13 protein-coding genes are annotated in these 15,138 nt (G+C 50.6%); 6 read left to right on the forward strand and 7 right to left on the reverse strand.

Annotation, left to right across the window (positions count from 1 at the left end):
* The first annotated feature begins 73 nt into the window (after nt 1–73).
* Both thiL and pgpA read left to right on the forward strand, forming a co-directional pair.
* A complete protein-coding gene (thiL, locus tag ABLU86_RS00805; RefSeq protein ID WP_015704562.1) occupies nt 74–1,051 on the forward strand; it encodes a thiamine-phosphate kinase in 978 nt (325 codons plus the stop codon).
* Nucleotides 1,032–1,544: a phosphatidylglycerophosphatase A gene (gene pgpA / locus ABLU86_RS00810; RefSeq protein ID WP_257393917.1), complete on the forward strand. Its 513-nt coding sequence runs from the start codon at nt 1,032–1,034 to the stop codon at nt 1,542–1,544. Before thiL ends, pgpA begins: the two co-directional genes overlap by 20 nt.
* Nucleotides 1,545–1,582: 38 nt before the next feature.
* Here the strand turns inward: pgpA and ABLU86_RS00815 are convergent, their stop codons facing one another.
* From ABLU86_RS00815 to xseB, 4 genes are read right to left on the reverse strand one after another with little or no spacing between them, the layout of a single operon-like run.
* Nucleotides 1,583–2,557, reverse strand: coding sequence for an aldo/keto reductase (locus ABLU86_RS00815; protein ID WP_015367990.1), 975 nt, complete (start codon nt 2,555–2,557; stop codon nt 1,583–1,585).
* Between the two features lie 59 nt (nt 2,558–2,616).
* A complete protein-coding gene (gene dxs, locus ABLU86_RS00820; RefSeq protein WP_047038842.1) occupies nt 2,617–4,479 on the reverse strand; it encodes a 1-deoxy-D-xylulose-5-phosphate synthase in 1,863 nt (620 codons plus the stop codon).
* 18 nt (nt 4,480–4,497) lie between these two features.
* A complete protein-coding gene (ispA, locus tag ABLU86_RS00825) occupies nt 4,498–5,397 on the reverse strand; it encodes a (2E,6E)-farnesyl diphosphate synthase (RefSeq protein WP_015367988.1) in 900 nt (299 codons plus the stop codon).
* Nucleotides 5,398–5,640, reverse strand: coding sequence for an exodeoxyribonuclease VII small subunit (gene xseB / locus ABLU86_RS00830; protein ID WP_015367987.1), 243 nt, complete (start codon nt 5,638–5,640; stop codon nt 5,398–5,400). It abuts the gene before it with no gap.
* 234 nt (nt 5,641–5,874) lie between these two features.
* Here xseB and thiI point away from each other — a divergent pair, with 234 nt between their 5' ends.
* Complete coding sequence (thiI, locus tag ABLU86_RS00835; RefSeq protein WP_015367986.1) at nt 5,875–7,323, forward strand: tRNA uracil 4-sulfurtransferase ThiI; 1,449 nt, start codon at nt 5,875–5,877, stop codon at nt 7,321–7,323.
* Nucleotides 7,324–7,379: 56 nt separating this feature from the next.
* Here thiI and ABLU86_RS00840 read toward each other — a convergent pair whose 3' ends face one another.
* Genes ABLU86_RS00840 through panE form a run of 3 tightly spaced genes read right to left on the reverse strand, consistent with a single transcriptional unit; the run spans nt 7,380 to nt 9,374 of the window.
* Nucleotides 7,380–7,856, reverse strand: a complete 477-nt coding sequence (locus ABLU86_RS00840) for an SRPBCC family protein (protein ID WP_015367985.1) — start codon at nt 7,854–7,856, stop codon at nt 7,380–7,382.
* Between the two features lie 50 nt (nt 7,857–7,906).
* Nucleotides 7,907–8,500, reverse strand: a complete 594-nt coding sequence (gene yajL, locus ABLU86_RS00845) for a protein deglycase YajL (RefSeq protein WP_047042397.1) — start codon at nt 8,498–8,500, stop codon at nt 7,907–7,909.
* The gene (gene panE, locus ABLU86_RS00850; protein WP_015704565.1) at nt 8,463–9,374 is read right to left on the reverse strand and encodes a 2-dehydropantoate 2-reductase; all 912 of its coding nucleotides are present in this window, start codon (nt 9,372–9,374) and stop codon (nt 8,463–8,465) included. The genes yajL and panE overlap by 38 nt, the downstream gene beginning before the upstream one ends.
* A 138-nt stretch (nt 9,375–9,512) precedes the next feature.
* On the opposite strand from panE, the gene ABLU86_RS00855 reads away from it, so the two are divergent.
* From ABLU86_RS00855 to ABLU86_RS00865, 3 genes are all read left to right on the forward strand, one after another.
* Nucleotides 9,513–10,004: a YajQ family cyclic di-GMP-binding protein gene (locus tag ABLU86_RS00855; RefSeq protein ID WP_015367982.1), complete on the forward strand. Its 492-nt coding sequence runs from the start codon at nt 9,513–9,515 to the stop codon at nt 10,002–10,004.
* A gap of 749 nt (nt 10,005–10,753) precedes the next feature.
* The gene (locus tag ABLU86_RS00860; protein ID WP_348796051.1) at nt 10,754–13,414 is read left to right on the forward strand and encodes a filamentous hemagglutinin N-terminal domain-containing protein; all 2,661 of its coding nucleotides are present in this window, start codon (nt 10,754–10,756) and stop codon (nt 13,412–13,414) included.
* 62 nt (nt 13,415–13,476) lie between these two features.
* The gene (locus ABLU86_RS00865) at nt 13,477–15,123 is read left to right on the forward strand and encodes a ShlB/FhaC/HecB family hemolysin secretion/activation protein (protein WP_348796050.1); all 1,647 of its coding nucleotides are present in this window, start codon (nt 13,477–13,479) and stop codon (nt 15,121–15,123) included.
* Nucleotides 15,124–15,138 lie beyond the last annotated feature (15 nt).

Consider the following 15,138-nt stretch of genomic DNA (forward strand, 5'->3'; position numbering starts at 1 on the left):
ACTGCAGGCCGGGCTTTGCAGGATCTGATCCTGCGAACCCGGCCTTATTCTTTTCTTTGCTGAGGCATAACGTATGGCATGCGGCGAATTTTCCCTGATTGCCCGTTATTTTGATCGCGTTAAAAGCGCCCGCCTTGATGTTGAAACCGGCATCGGCGATGACTGCGCGCTCCTGAATATCCCCGAGAAAAAAACGCTGGCAATCAGCACCGACACCCTGGTGGCGGGCAACCACTTTTTAGCCGACATCGACCCTGCTGACCTGGCGTATAAAGCGCTGGCGGTGAACCTGAGCGATTTGGCGGCGATGGGGGCGGAACCGGCATGGTTGACGCTGGCCCTCACTTTGCCGGAAGCAGACGAAGCGTGGCTTGAAGCCTTTAGCGACAGTCTGTTTGTCCAGCTTAACTATTACGATATGCAGCTGATCGGCGGCGACACCACCCGTGGGCCGCTGTCGATGACGCTGGGTATCCACGGCTTTGTGCCGCCGGGCCGCGCGATGAAGCGTTCCGGGGCCAGGCCTGGCGACTGGATTTATGTCACCGGCACGCCCGGTGATAGCGCCGCCGGGCTGGCGCTTTTACAGGACCGGCTAACGGTTGATTCGCCAGCGGATGCCGATTATCTGCTGGCGCGCCATTTGCGTCCAATGCCCCGCGTGCTGCAGGGGCAGGCGCTGCGCGATCTGGCTAATTCAGCGATCGATCTCTCTGACGGTCTTATCTCTGACCTTGGTCATATTCTCAAGGCCAGCGCCTGCGGCGCGCGTATCGATCTCGATGCGATGCCGTATTCCGATGCCATGCTGCGCCAGGTTGATCCTGAACAGGCGCTACGCTGGGCGCTCGCCGGCGGCGAAGATTATGAATTGTGCTTTACCGTTCCCGAGCTGAACCGCGGAGCGTTGGATGTCGCGATTGGTCAGCTTGGCGCACGCTTTACCTGTATCGGCCAGATCGTGGCGGAAGCGGATGGACTGCAGTTTACCCGTGAGGGTAAGCCGATTAAATTGGATTTAAAGGGGTACGATCATTTTGGCACGCAGTAGAGACGAGGCGAAAAGCCGCCTCAATATGCGCAATCCCTGGCATCTGCTGGCGACCGGGTTCGGCAGTGGGCTGAGTCCGGTGGTGCCGGGAACGATGGGGTCTCTGGCGGCGATTCCGTTCTGGTATCTGATGACCTTTCTTCCCTGGCAGCTCTATTCGCTGGTGGTGATGATGAGCATCTGTATCGGCGTCTATCTTTGTCACCGTACGGCTAAAGATATGGGCACTCATGACCACGGCAGCATCGTTTGGGATGAGTTTGTCGGGATGTGGATCACTTTGATGGCGTTACCGACGATGGACTGGCAGTGGGTGGCCGCCGGTTTCGTTATTTTCCGCATCTTTGATATGTGGAAGCCGTGGCCAATTCGTTGGTTCGACCGCAACATCCATGGTGGAATGGGGATCATGGTCGACGATATCGTCGCCGGGGTGATCTCCGCCGGCGTACTGTATCTGATTGGCCACCACTGGCCGATAGGTCTGCTCTAAATCTGCACCCCGGCGCGGCCGGGGTTTAAATTGCGGCGTTACTTGAAGCCGACGATTGGGTGGGGCCGATAGGGCGCCTCCAGCTTGTCGATCTGTTCTGGCGTCAGGGTTAAATCGACGGCATGCAGGAGCTCATCCAGCTGTTCCTGCCGTGAGGCGCCAATAATCGGCGCAGCCACGCCGGGCTTGCTTAATAGCCAGGCCAGCGCCACCTGCGCGCGGTTGGCATCTAATTCTTCAGCCACCTCCTCCAGCTTCTGTGCTATCTGCTCATCATTGGCGTCGGTGGCGCTATACAGCGATTTGCCGAATTCATCGGAGACGAGACGCGCGGTCGTTTCTCCCCATGGTCGTGTTAGTCGGCCGCGCGCCAGCGGGCTCCACGGCATGACCGCAATCCCTTTGCGCTGGCAGAGCGGCAGCATCTCGTTTTCTTCTTCGCGATAAATCAGGTTGTAGTGATCCTGCATGGTGACGAAGCGTGCCCAATTGTTCTGTTCCTGCAGGGCGAGCGCCTGGGCGAACTGGCGGGCATGCATTGATGATGCGCCGATATAGCGCGCTTTCCCGGCGCGTACGACGTCGCTGAGCGCCTCCAGCGTCTCTTCGATGGGCGTGGAGTAATCCCAGCGGTGGATCTGCAACAGGTCGACGTACTCCATTCCCAGGCGACGCAGGCTATCGTCAATGGATCGCATGATTTGCGCGCGAGACAACCCCTGCGGCAGATCGCCGACCTGATGATAAACTTTGGTGGCGACGATCACCGAATCGCGGCGAGCATACTCCCGCAGCGCGCGGCCGAGGATCTCTTCGCTGCTGCCGTCGGAGTAGTTGTTCGAGGTATCGAAGAAGTTAATTCCGCCTTCCAGCGCACGTTTAATCAGCGGACGGCTACTCTCTTCTGGCAGCGTCCAGGCATGATTGCCGCGGTCAGGTTCGCCGAAGGTCATGCAGCCGAGACAGAGTCGGGAAACGCGAAGATGGGTATCGCCAAGAGGAATGTAGTGCATAAGACGCTCCTGCTACTTTAAAAGGTATCCTTTAAGCATAGCAGGAGCGGTATGGGCAATTATGCCAACCAGTCGCGGATTTTGGCTTCGATACCGGCGGCATCCAGGCCGAGGTCGGCGCGAACTTCTTCCTGAGTCCCCTGCGGGATAAAGAAGTCCGGCAGACCGATATTCAGCACCGGCACCATGCGGCGATGAGCCATCAGCACCTCGTTTACGCCGCTGCCAGCGCCGCCCATGATAGCGTTCTCTTCAAGGGTGACCAGCACTTCGTGATCGGCGGCAAGCTGCAGGATCAGCGCCTCATCAAGCGGTTTCACAAAACGCATATCGACCAGCGTCGCATTGAGTTTTTCCGCAACCTGAGCGGCTTCCGGCAGTAAAGTCCCGAAGTTAAGGATCGCCAGCGTCTCGCCGTTTCTTTTCACCACGCCTTTCCCGAGCGGCAGCGGCGCCAGTGGTTCTAGTTCCGCGCCGGTACCTGTGCCGCGCGGATAGCGTACCGCGCTAGGGCCATCGTTATAGTGGTATCCGGTGTAGAGCATCTGGCGACATTCATTTTCGTCGCTCGGGGTCATGATCACCATTTCCGGAATGCAGCGCAGGAAGGAGAGATCGAACGCTCCCTGGTGGGTCTGACCGTCGGCGCCGACGATGCCCGCACGATCGATTGCAAACAGCACCGGCAGCTTTTGAATGGCGACGTCATGGATCACCTGATCGTAAGCGCGCTGCAGGAAGGTGGAATAGATCGCCACGATCGGCTTATAGCCGCCAATCGCCATCCCGGCGGCAAAGGTCACCGCGTGCTGTTCGGCAATCGCGACATCGAAATAGCGATCGGGGAATTTTTTCGAGAACTCGACCATCCCGGATCCTTCACGCATCGCCGGGGTGACGGCCATCAGTTTGTCGTCTTTGGCCGCGGTTTCGCACAGCCAGTCGCCAAATATTTTCGAATAGGAAGGCAGGCCGCCGCTGCTTTTCGGCAGCACGCCGCTGGTGTGATCGAATTTCGGTACCGCGTGGAAGGTGATGGGATCTTTTTCCGCCGGTTCATATCCACGGCCTTTTTTGGTCATGATATGCAGGAACTGCGGTCCTTTCAGATCACGCATATTCTTCAGCGTATTAACCAGACCCAGCACATCGTGGCCATCTACCGGGCCGATGTAGTTAAAGCCCATCTCTTCAAACAGCGTGCCGGGCACCACCATACCTTTAATATGCTCTTCGGTACGTTTAAGCAGTTCTTTAATCGGCGGTACGCCGGAGAAGACTTTTTTGCCGCCTTCACGCAGCGAGGAATACAGCTTGCCGGACAGCAGCTGCGCCAGGTGATTATTCAGCGCCCCGACGTTTTCTGAAATCGACATTTCATTGTCGTTCAGCACCACCAGCATGTCTGGTTTGATATCCCCCGCGTGGTTCATCGCCTCAAACGCCATCCCGGCGGTGATAGCCCCATCGCCGATGACGCAAACGGTGCGCCGCTGTTTGCCTTCTTTTTCGGCGGCAATAGCGACCCCAATACCCGCGGAGATAGAGGTAGAAGAGTGGCCAACGCTCAGTACGTCATATTCGCTTTCGCCGCGCCACGGGAACGGATGCAGCCCGCCTTTCTGGCGGATAGTGCCGATTTTGTCGCGGCGGCCAGTGAGAATTTTGTGCGGGTAAGCCTGGTGGCCGACATCCCAAATTAAGCGGTCGAACGGCGTATTGTAGACATAGTGCAGCGCCACGGTCAGTTCAACCGTGCCAAGGCCAGAGGCAAAATGGCCGCTTGAGCGGCTCACGCTGTCCAGAAGATAGCGGCGCAGCTCATCGCAAAGCTTGGGCAGGCTATCTTTTGGCAGCAGGCGCAACTCCTGGGTGGAATCTACCAGCGCCAGGGTTGGGTATTTGGCAATATCAAAACTCATCAGAGACTCATTTATTGTTTATTTATCGCGCTGAATAATGTAATTCGCGAGCGCTTCCAGTGCCGTGGTATCCAGCGATTGCGCAGCCAGTTCATCTAAAGCCTGGCGGGCGTCGGCAATCAGATCGCGCGCTTTCTGCTGGGCTTGCTCAAGACCCAAAAGCGCCGGATAGGTACTTTTGCCTAACTGTTGGTCGGCACCCTGACGTTTGCCAAGAGTCGCAGTATCACCTACCACATCCAGAATGTCATCCTGCACCTGGAAGGCGAGACCGATATTCTCCGCAAAGCGATCGAGTGCTGGCAGCGCCTGACGGCCACGCTCGCCGGCGCTCAGCGCGCCAAGACGAACCGCCGCGCGAATAAGCGCTCCGGTCTTATGGCGGTGAATTCGCTCCAGCGCCTGTAGATCGACCTGCTTGCCTTCCGCCTCGAGATCCAACGCCTGACCGCCGCACATTCCGGCGACGCCGCTGGCTTGGGCCAGTTCGGAAACCATCGCCAGACGGTCGCGATCCGGTACTTCCGGCATCGGCGTATCACTCAGTATAGAAAATGCCAGCGTTTGCAGGGCGTCACCGGCAAGAATAGCGTTCGCTTCGCCAAACTTGATGTGGCACGTGGGTTGACCGCGGCGCAGATCGTCGTCGTCCATCGCCGGCAGATCGTCATGCATCAGCGAGTAGGCATGAATGCATTCGACGGCAGCGGCTGGGGCATCCAGCGTGGAACGGCTAACGCCGAACATCTCGCCGGTGGCGTAAACCAGGAAAGGGCGCAGGCGTTTGCCGCCTAATAATGCGCCATAGTGCATGGCTTCAACCAGCGGAGTGTTCTGAAATGGCAGCGGAGAGATAAAACGGCGCAGCGCGTCATTGGCCTGGGTGACACAGGTCTGTAATTGTTGCGGGAAGTCCATTTATTCAGCGTCCGGCGTAAAGGGAGTCAACGGCGCATCTTCGCTATCGGCCAGCAGGATTTGGACACGCTGCTCGGCCTGTTGCAGTTTCGTCTGGCCCTGGCGCGCGAGCTGCACGCCGCGTTCAAATTCGCTGAGCGCTTCTTCCAGCGGTAGTGAGCCGCTTTCCAGACGATTAACGATCTGCTCGAGTTCGCCTAAAGCGCTCTCAAAGCTGGCCGGGGCCTCATTTTTCTTTGGCATAGTGAATATAGACTCTTGTTATGTCTCGATGGCTATCAGTATGGTAACGGAGTCGGGCGGTTAAGCAAACTCGCGGCATTCACCCTACGGATACATTTTTGCGAAAATGCGCAATGCCAGGCGAAAAGCGAACAATGATGGTATACTCCGCGCCCTGGATGCAGACGCTGAATCGCGCCTGTACAACTTTTTTGCTTAAAGCCCCGTCGGGCTTGCCAACGAACTATTGTCGCCATGAAGTTTATCATTAAATTGTTCCCGGAAATCACCATCAAAAGCCAATCTGTGCGGTTGCGCTTTATTAAAATCTTAACCGGGAACATTCGTAACGTTCTCAAAAACTATGATGAGACGCTCGCCGTCGTTCGTCATTGGGATCATATCGAAGTTCGCGCGAAAGACGAAAACCAGCGGCCGGTTATTCGCGATGCGCTGACCCGTATCCCTGGCATTCATCATATTCTGGAAGTGGAGGACGTACCTTTCACTTCTCTGCATAACATTTTTGAACAGACGCTACCGCTGTGGCGCGAACAGCTCGAAGGCAAAAGCTTCTGCGTGCGTGTGAAGCGCCGGGGTAAACATGAATTCACCTCAATTGAGGTTGAGCGCTACGTTGGCGGCGGCCTGAACCAGCATATCGAATCGGCGCGCGTGAAGCTCACCGATCCGGACGTGACGGTTAACCTGGAAATCGAAAACGATCGTCTGTTGCTGGTGAAAGGGCGCTATGAAGGTATTGGCGGCTTCCCCATTGGTACTCAGGAAGATGTGCTGTCGCTTATTTCCGGCGGCTTCGACTCCGGCGTCTCCAGCTATATGCTGATGCGTCGCGGCTGCCGCGTACACTACTGCTTCTTCAACCTCGGCGGCGCCGCGCATGAAATTGGCGTTCGTCAGGTGGCGCACTATTTGTGGAACCGCTTCGGCAGCTCCCATCGCGTTCGCTTCGTGGCAATCAATTTCGAGCCAGTGGTTGGCGAAATCCTTGAGAAAGTTGAGGATGGCCAGATGGGCGTGGTGCTCAAACGTATGATGGTGCGTGCGGCATCGAAAGTCGCTGAGCGTTATGGCGTGCAGGCACTGGTGACCGGCGAAGCCTTGGGCCAGGTATCCAGCCAGACGCTGACTAACCTGCGTCTTATCGATAATGTCTCAGACACGCTGATCCTGCGCCCGCTGATTTCTCACGATAAAGAACACATTATCAATCTTGCGCGCGAAATCGGCACTGAAGATTTTGCCCGCACCATGCCGGAATACTGCGGCGTTATCTCGAAGAGCCCAACCATAAAAGCGGTAAAAGCGAAGATCGAAGCGGAAGAAGAAAACTTCGATTTTAGCATTCTGGATAAAGTGGTTGAGGAAGCGAATAACATCGACATTCGCGACATCGCTCAGCAAACGCAGCAGGACGTGGTGGAAGTCGAAACCGTCAGCGGCTTCAGCGCGAACGACGTGATTCTCGATATTCGTTCTGTCGATGAGCAGGATGATAAGCCATTGAAAGTGGAAGGCGTCGATGTTGTTTCGCTGCCGTTCTATAAACTGAGCACCCAATTCGGCAACCTCGATCAGAGCAAAACCTGGCTGTTGTGGTGTGAGCGCGGCGTAATGAGCCGTCTGCAGGCGCTGTACCTGCGTGAGCAGGGCTTTACTAACGTGAAAGTGTATCGCCCGTAATTCACCTGTACTGATGAAAAAGCCTTCCCTTAGGGAAGGCTTTTTTACATCTGGGTTTAGCGTAGTGTCATCGCCAGGGCATTCAACTGATCGATAACGATATTCCAGCCTTCAAAAAATCCCATCTTTTCGTGTTGCTCGCGGGTTTCATCATCTGCATGCAGTACCGTTGCCGTATAGCGACAGCCGTCGTTTTCATCCGCAAAGGTGATAATAGCCGTCATGGCAAACGGGGAAACGGCAGGGCGAAAGTCTGCGGTCAGCATTGAGGTCATGACTAATTTTTGCTGCGGAATGACTTCAAGAAAGCAGCCGGGATTATCGCTACGTTCACCGTCAGGGCCGTGCATCACGGTGTGAAAAGCCCCTCCGGGACGCAAATCAAAGGCCAGAACGTCGGTATACCATGGCTTAGGACACCACCAGGTTTTGAGTAAAGCCGGGTCGGCCCACGCGCGCCAGAGGGCTGTCGTGGGGGCGCTGAGTAGGCGGCTGATGACGAGGTCACGAGAATCGGTTGCGCTACGGGACATGCTACGGCTCCTCAATAAGGGGGAAACCAGCCCGCTGCGCGGACCGGCTATCAGGATTCGTAGTAATTATAGATGCCAGCAGCCATGACCAACTGCGAAGCCACTTCGTATGCTTTTTCGCGACCGACCAGCAGGTCAATCATTTTTAGCGCGAAATCAATAGAGGTTCCCGGACCCTGACTGGTTAACAGATTAACCCTTGGGTCCCAGACGACGCGCTTATCCTGCCACTGTTCGGCGGGGATTTGCTCTTTTAGCGCCGGGAAACCGGTAATGTTGCCGATAGGAAACAGATTATGCGGCACCAGAACGGTCGCTGGCGCGGCGCAGATAGCCGCCACGATGCGCCCGGATAAATGAAATTGTCTCACGGTTTCTACCAGCAAAGGGCTGTCGCGAAAGCACTCGGCGCCTTTAATACCGCCAGGTAAAACAATGATATCAAAATCGCCATCAGCGACTTCGACCAGCGGCACATCCGCAAGTAGCTTCACGCCGCGCGAGCAAACGATGGTCAGATTGCCATCACTGGCGACGCTGGCGGTAGTCACTTTCACGCCGCCGCGCGCTAATAAATCGATAGTGGTGACCGCTTCGGTCTCTTCACTACCAGGGGCGAGGCAAATCAGTGCCGACGCGCTCATAAGTATTCTCCTTCCGCTTTACCTGTTCAAATAAACGGGCATTTTCTGGCACTGACAGACCATGGGCCCGGGCGCGATTAAGCAGAAAACCGGTGATGTAGTCGATTTCCGTATGCCGCTGCGCGCGAATATCCTGCAACATAGATGAGATATTGTCTGCTGTACTTTCAATTACCTGATTTACATACAATAACAGGTTTTCCGCAGATGTATGAATGCCTTCACGTTGCATTACCGCTGCGACTTCATGACAGATTGCGCCGATCTCTTGCGGAAAATCTCGCAGATCGCCGTTTCTACAATCTTTCAGCGCAGTCAGGGGATTAATCACACAGTTGACGGCCAGCTTACTCCAAAGAGCAGGGTGAATATTGTCGTGCCAGGCGACATCCGGCAGGACGTTTTGCAGAATGTCGGCGAGACCGCTGTAATCTTCGCTATAGCTTTTGGCTGGTCCAATATGAGTTGTTCCCTGCGCGACGTGAATGATGACGTTGCCATCGCGGCGGGCGGCATGAGTGGTGGACGCCAGCAGCAGTGGGTGTTTAACGCTTTTTAATTCATCAAGAGTGCCCATGCCGTTATGAATGAGCAAGATAGGCGCAGAAGCCGGTAAGATAGCAGCCAGATTTCTCACTGCCTGGGAAACCTGCCATGCCTTTAGCGTCACCAGTAGTAAATCGCTGGTGGCGAGAAAATCAGGATCGTTAGCGGTCATTGATTCGTTGAAATTACTACCGTCAGTCTCAATGAGATTAACGCTACAAAATGGTTGCGGGACGCGTAACCAGCCCTGAACCTCATGTCCGTTTTTATACAGCGCGGTTAACCATAGTTGCCCCAATGCACCGCATCCCAGTACGGTTACTTTCATTATTCCTCCTCACCTGCGACTTCCCAGGCGCTTGTAGCTAAAGTATAGCGTTATCAGCTAAGCTTCCGGGATAACAAGTTGAGTTATGCCGCGTTGTGGGTATTATGCAACGCAAAAGAAACGGAAGGAGAGGAAAAGATGCCATCTTTCGATATTGTCTCTGAAGTCGATCTTCAGGAAGCGCGTAATGCGGTCGAAAACGCAAGCCGCGAAGTCGAGTCACGATTTGATTTTCGTAATGTTGAAGCCACCTTTGAGCTGAACGAAACCAGTAAAACCATCAAGGTGCTGAGCGAGTCTGATTTCCAGGTCAATCAGCTGTTGGACATCCTGCGTGCAAAGCTACTCAAGCGCGGTATTGAGGGAAGCTCGCTTGACGTGCCGGAAAACTTCGTACACAGCGGAAAAACCTGGTTTGTTGAAGCTAAGCTGAAGCAGGGTATTGAGAGCGCGATACAGAAGAAAATCGTTAAACTGATTAAAGACAGCAAACTCAAAGTACAGACGCAGATTCAGGGCGAAGAAATTCGCGTCACTGGCAAATCCCGTGACGATCTGCAGTCGGTTATGGCGTTGGTTCGCGGCGGCGATCTTGGCCAGCCATTCCAGTTCAAAAACTTCCGCGATTAAAACGCAAAGCGATTCAGGCATTGTGTTGATATCCAGGCCGGAGAAGGCATTAAGCCTCTCTCCGGCAAATTAAGTCCTCATAACCTATCTCTTCTGAACTTCTTTTTAATCCTTCACAAGACATTTCATCATGCCGGCTTCATTACCCGCCGCAGGCTTATTGTGCCCATCTGCTTTCAAATACAAATTCATAAAGATGAATTCACGCATGAATGATGAAGTTGAAGGATGAATAATCCCTGGGAGAGAAGAGGCGAGGGTCGTGATCTCAATCATGAAGTGAAGAAAATTGAATATGTATAGAAAGAATTCACTTTTTGTTCATTATATTGATCGGGGAAACTGTAACGGAGTAAGGATATGGTGTTGTACGTGGCATTATTTATTACGCATCACGAGAACAGGTGATTTAGCGCTTGAAAAATGATGAGTCAACAACGCTTAAACGAGGAATTACGCTCGATGCACGGACAGGGGATGTCTCATATTTCGTATGAATTAAATCAACTTTCTTTGTGCCATGTAGGTATATGCATTCGGCGTAAACGATCTGAAATATATAATTTTTAACTTATTTAATATTAATTTGTTGAATAGAACTGCATATAACGTTTGATGAGTTTACGTGCTTTTCACAGGGATTTTGTACGCATGACGCGTACTTAAAATAGTCAGGGTGAATATCGCTGCATAAGCGCAGGTTATTCTTTCTGGCTGCACTCAATCAATACTATCTTAGAAAGGTTCATATGAAATATCACGAAAATAAAAAAAGGTCCGTGAAATTAAACCCAATTGCGGCATCATTATTACTGCTGATGCCTGTAGTGGCGCAAGCGGAAATTTCTATTAAAAATGGCAGCGTTACTGAAGCCTCAAATGGTGTGCCGATTGTCAATATCGCGAAACCGAATAGCAATGGTCTTTCGCATAACGTATATGACACCCTGAACGTTGGCGCTGAAGGGGTGATCTTTAACAACGCGACAAGCGCGGCGCAGTCCGTGCTGGCTGGGCAGATTGCGGCCAACCCGAACCTTACGGACCGCAGCGCGATGGTTATTCTTAACGAAGTGACTTCAACGAATGCGAGTACCATTAATGGCATGATGGAAGTTGCCGGGGATTCCGCTCACTTAATCATTGCCAACCCTAATGGCATCACGACTCAGGGAGGCGGGTTCATCAACGCTGAAAAAGGGACGTTGACGACAGGTACGCCAAAATTAGGTGAGGATGGGCTGTTAAATGGCTATTCCGTTAATGGCGGAACGATTAATGTAAGTGGCTTTCAGAGCGAATCACCGACCGAAATTCTGGCGCGTAGTGTCGTTGTGAATGGTGCGCTTTCAGCCAGTGAGCTTAAGATTGTCGCAGGGAGTAATGCGGTCAACGCCGACGGTGTGGTCACCGACTCCGTAACGCCTACCGGTAACGCAAGTACCTACGGCGTGGATGTTTCTAAGCTTGGTGGTATGTATGCGAATAAAATTAGTCTTGTCAGCACAGAAAATGGCGTAGGCGTGCGTAATCTGGGGACGATTTCTGCCGGGGATAGCGGTATTAAGATTACCAGTAACGGTAAACTGCTTAACAACAATGCGGTTATTCAATCCAGTGGTGATATCACCCTGAACACCAACGGTGTTTTAGAAAATAGCGCAGGGAAAATCAACAGCGACAAAATGATCGCCATTGATACCGCGGGTAATAAAGTTAGTAATATCAACGGTGGCAATATTTTAGCAACCACTAATAACTATATTACCAGCGGTAAATTCGATAATAGCAATGGTAAACTGGCTGCCGGACAAACGCTGGCTGTCAATACTAGCGGTAATACTTTTACCAATACCGGAAAAGCTAAAACGGCGGGTATTGAGGCGGGTGTCGTTGCAATCGAATCAGGTGATTTTAATAATAACAACGGTCAGATTCATGCTGGCTATGTTGGCCTGAAAAATACATCGTTAACTAATAATGGCGGCACTATTGATTCAACTGGAAATGTTGAAGTTGAAAGTACGGGGAATATTGAAAACGTAACTGGTTTGATTCGCTCCAGTGCTGGTGCTGTAAAATTAACGACAACCAAAGCAGTTAAAAACAACGACAACAAATCGGCCGATACCACGGGCGGTGAATCCTTGGGTATCGTCTCAGGTAATGGCATCGAGATTGCTGCTGACTACTTATTTAACTGGGCTGGCGAAATTGCCTCAGATGGTGATGTGAGCATCCAAACCACCAGTGATATTGATAACTATATGGGTAAAATTGAAAGCAGTAAGACTGTGTCAATTACTGGTCGCAACATGAATACCAGTCAATCGGGTATCAATGGCGGGGCGGGTGTTAATATCGATCTTAACAACTATTATAGCCGTCTGGGCGTAATAACTTCCGTGAACGGTGACGTAACTATCAAAGCCGATACAGTCAGTACAGACAGTTCGGTGATCAAAGCTAAAAATATCAGTATTGATTCAGGCACTGATATTGATGCGAAATATACAATGATGGTTGCGGATGAAAAACTAGCGCTTAATGCGGTTGGTAAAATAACCAGTACTGACAGTGACAAATTTGGTTTCTATGTGGGGCAATACTTCGGCTATGGGAATCAGCAAGGCGGTCTAATTGGCGGTGAAGGGGTTGATATTACGGCTAAGAGCCTGAATAACGAATCTGGCCGTATTATTGCGCAAACCGGTGACGTAAATATTAATCTGACTGGCGATCTCGCAAGTAACAAAGGGCAGGTTGTTGCTAATTCAGGGGGGATGACGATTGCTGCGAAGAAAATCGCTGCTGATTACGCAACTATTTATAGCTCTGGTAACATGCAAATTGATGCATCTTCATTGTCATCAAAAGCAAGCGGTTCCATTGCAAAGAATACGGCTAACGGAGTCATCTCTTCAGATAGCGACGTCTTGATTAATATTAATGGTGATTATAATAACACCGGATGGGTGAATGCTAAAGGTAATCTGACGGTTAATGCCTCCGGTTACTTGACAAATAATCACGCCTTTAATGCTGATGGTGACTTGAACCTGACCGGGAAAACCATCACTAACAACAGCGATATTGCTGCTGGTAATACTTTGAACATTTCGACGGCGAATGATTTGACCAATAATCTTGGCGCAAACATTTCTGCCAAAACAACTAACGTCACAGCTAAAAATATCTCAAACTGGGCTAATTTAGTTGCTGATAGCCAGTTGAATGTCACTGCAAGTAATAACATCTACAACTATGGCAACCTTTATACAGCGGGTAAGGCGGTAATCGATGCTAAGAAAATTGTCAACACTGGTTTCTGGGCTGTATTAGGTGGAGCTCAAGGATTTGAGACTACAGCTAATGTTGTAAACGTATTTGGTACCGTTGTAGGTAAATAAATAACTTAGGTTGAAGGTAAAAGCGGTAAGGGATTACTGCTTTTACCTGATTAGGGTATGAAATGGATATTCGCAATATAGTAATTATTAGCCTGGTATTGTTGATTACCGGCCCTGCAGTAGCGGCTGATGCTCAGTTAGGGCGGCTTGTAAAAGACCAGCAAAGCAATGATAACGCTGCGTTCAAAGACCGAAAAATAGAACAAAAGGATGTGTTCTCCGATGCCGTCGCAAAAAAAGAAACCGATAGCACATTCCCGCTGGAAACTCCGTGTTTTCAAATTGATGAATTAGTGCTTAGCAATGATTTTTTAGACGACCGCGGATTAAATAAAATTAAAAAACAGGTTGCTGGAAAATGCTTAGGGATGAATGGGTTGAAAAAAGCGGCTGTGCTTTTTCAAGATTACTATTTAAATGCGGGGTATATAACAACGAGGGTGGAAATTCCATCTCAAGATCTCTTGACTAAAAAATTAAGTTTGGCAGTGATACCAGGAAGGATTTCTGAGATTGTCATTGTTGATAACGATATAAGTAAATGGGTTTTGCCATTTTCAGAAGGTGATATTCTCAATATCAGGGATGTTGAGCAGGGCCTGGAAAATATACAGAGAACACCTGAGGTTGATGTTAAAATTAACATAGTGCCAGGTACTAAAAATGGCACGAGCAAGCTGGTAATTAATACGCAACGAAAAAAAATATGGAGTGCCAGAGCTTCGTACAATAACTATGGTGATGATAGCACTGGAAACCAACTTATTGGTGGAGTGGGGTATTTATATAATGTCACTAGTTTGAGCGATGTTTTTTACCTGGCGGGGACGGGTAGCCAGACCGGTGGGTATAAAAATGCTAGTGCCTATTATAGTGTGCCTTTTGGATATACCGATCTAAGTCTTTTTTATAGTAAAAGTAAATCTACTCAGGGTATTGATGTTGGTACATATACTTTTGATTATGTAGGTGAGACTGAGTATTTCAGCCTCAAAGGTAATCGTATGCTATACCGCAATGTGAACTCTAAATTGTCTGCGAGTGCTGAATTTATCAGACGGAAATATGACTACACATTGGGTGGGACAGAACTAGTTTTGCAAAAACGAGATATGGGTAACATACGGTTAGGATTAAATTATAAAAGAAACTTTACCGGGGCTGCATTGGATTCTACTTTAACCTGGCAACGGTTTACCAGGGCTTTTGGTGGCACTGACACACCAGACATGCGTACTGGCACTGTGAGTAAGAAAAGTCAAATTGTAAACCTTAATCTGAACTATGTGAAATGGTTAACGATGTTGCCAGCCAACGCCTATTACGAACTTAATTTTGGTGCCCAGTATTCACCAGATAATTTGACGTTACAGGATCAATTTACAATAGGCGATCGTTGGAGTGTACGTGGTTTTCAAAACAGCGATGGTATCTATGGGAATAAAGGTTTTTTTATACAAAATACCCTGAATGTGGTGACTGGATTTGACGGTATCACCCCTTATGTTGGCACAGATTATGGACAAATAATTGGTAAGTTACCTTCACAAGACCTGAGTGGGAAAAGGATAATGGGTGGAGTCTTAGGAGTTAAAGGCGCGGTGAAAGCTGTCGAGTATGATGCTTCGTTATCAACACCTTTTCTCTATCCGGATGATTTCGATGTGGATAAGTATAAGTTTAATTTCAATTTTGCGTACCAGATTTAATTCTTTTGGAAATAT

The organism is Klebsiella sp. JN_Kp121 (genome assembly GCF_040062145.1).
Classification (GTDB): Bacteria; Pseudomonadota; Gammaproteobacteria; order Enterobacterales; family Enterobacteriaceae; genus Klebsiella; species Klebsiella aerogenes.

Coding starts and splice junctions, on each gene's coding strand:
- yajL (WP_047042397.1), bottom strand. CDS start 8,500: ATGAGCGCGTCGGCACTGATTTGCCTCGCCCCTGGTAGTGAAGAGACC.
- ABLU86_RS00865 (WP_348796050.1), top strand. CDS start 13,477: ATGGATATTCGCAATATAGTAATTATTAGCCTGGTATTGTTGATTACC.
- thiI (WP_015367986.1), top strand. CDS start 5,875: ATGAAGTTTATCATTAAATTGTTCCCGGAAATCACCATCAAAAGCCAA.
- ABLU86_RS00855 (WP_015367982.1), top strand. CDS start 9,513: ATGCCATCTTTCGATATTGTCTCTGAAGTCGATCTTCAGGAAGCGCGT.
- ABLU86_RS00815 (WP_015367990.1), bottom strand. CDS start 2,557: ATGCACTACATTCCTCTTGGCGATACCCATCTTCGCGTTTCCCGACTC.
- ispA (WP_015367988.1), bottom strand. CDS start 5,397: ATGGACTTCCCGCAACAATTACAGACCTGTGTCACCCAGGCCAATGAC.
- dxs (WP_047038842.1), bottom strand. CDS start 4,479: ATGAGTTTTGATATTGCCAAATACCCAACCCTGGCGCTGGTAGATTCC.
- ABLU86_RS00840 (WP_015367985.1), bottom strand. CDS start 7,856: ATGTCCCGTAGCGCAACCGATTCTCGTGACCTCGTCATCAGCCGCCTA.
- thiL (WP_015704562.1), top strand. CDS start 74: ATGGCATGCGGCGAATTTTCCCTGATTGCCCGTTATTTTGATCGCGTT.
- panE (WP_015704565.1), bottom strand. CDS start 9,374: ATGAAAGTAACCGTACTGGGATGCGGTGCATTGGGGCAACTATGGTTA.
- ABLU86_RS00860 (WP_348796051.1), top strand. CDS start 10,754: ATGAAATATCACGAAAATAAAAAAAGGTCCGTGAAATTAAACCCAATT.
- xseB (WP_015367987.1), bottom strand. CDS start 5,640: ATGCCAAAGAAAAATGAGGCCCCGGCCAGCTTTGAGAGCGCTTTAGGC.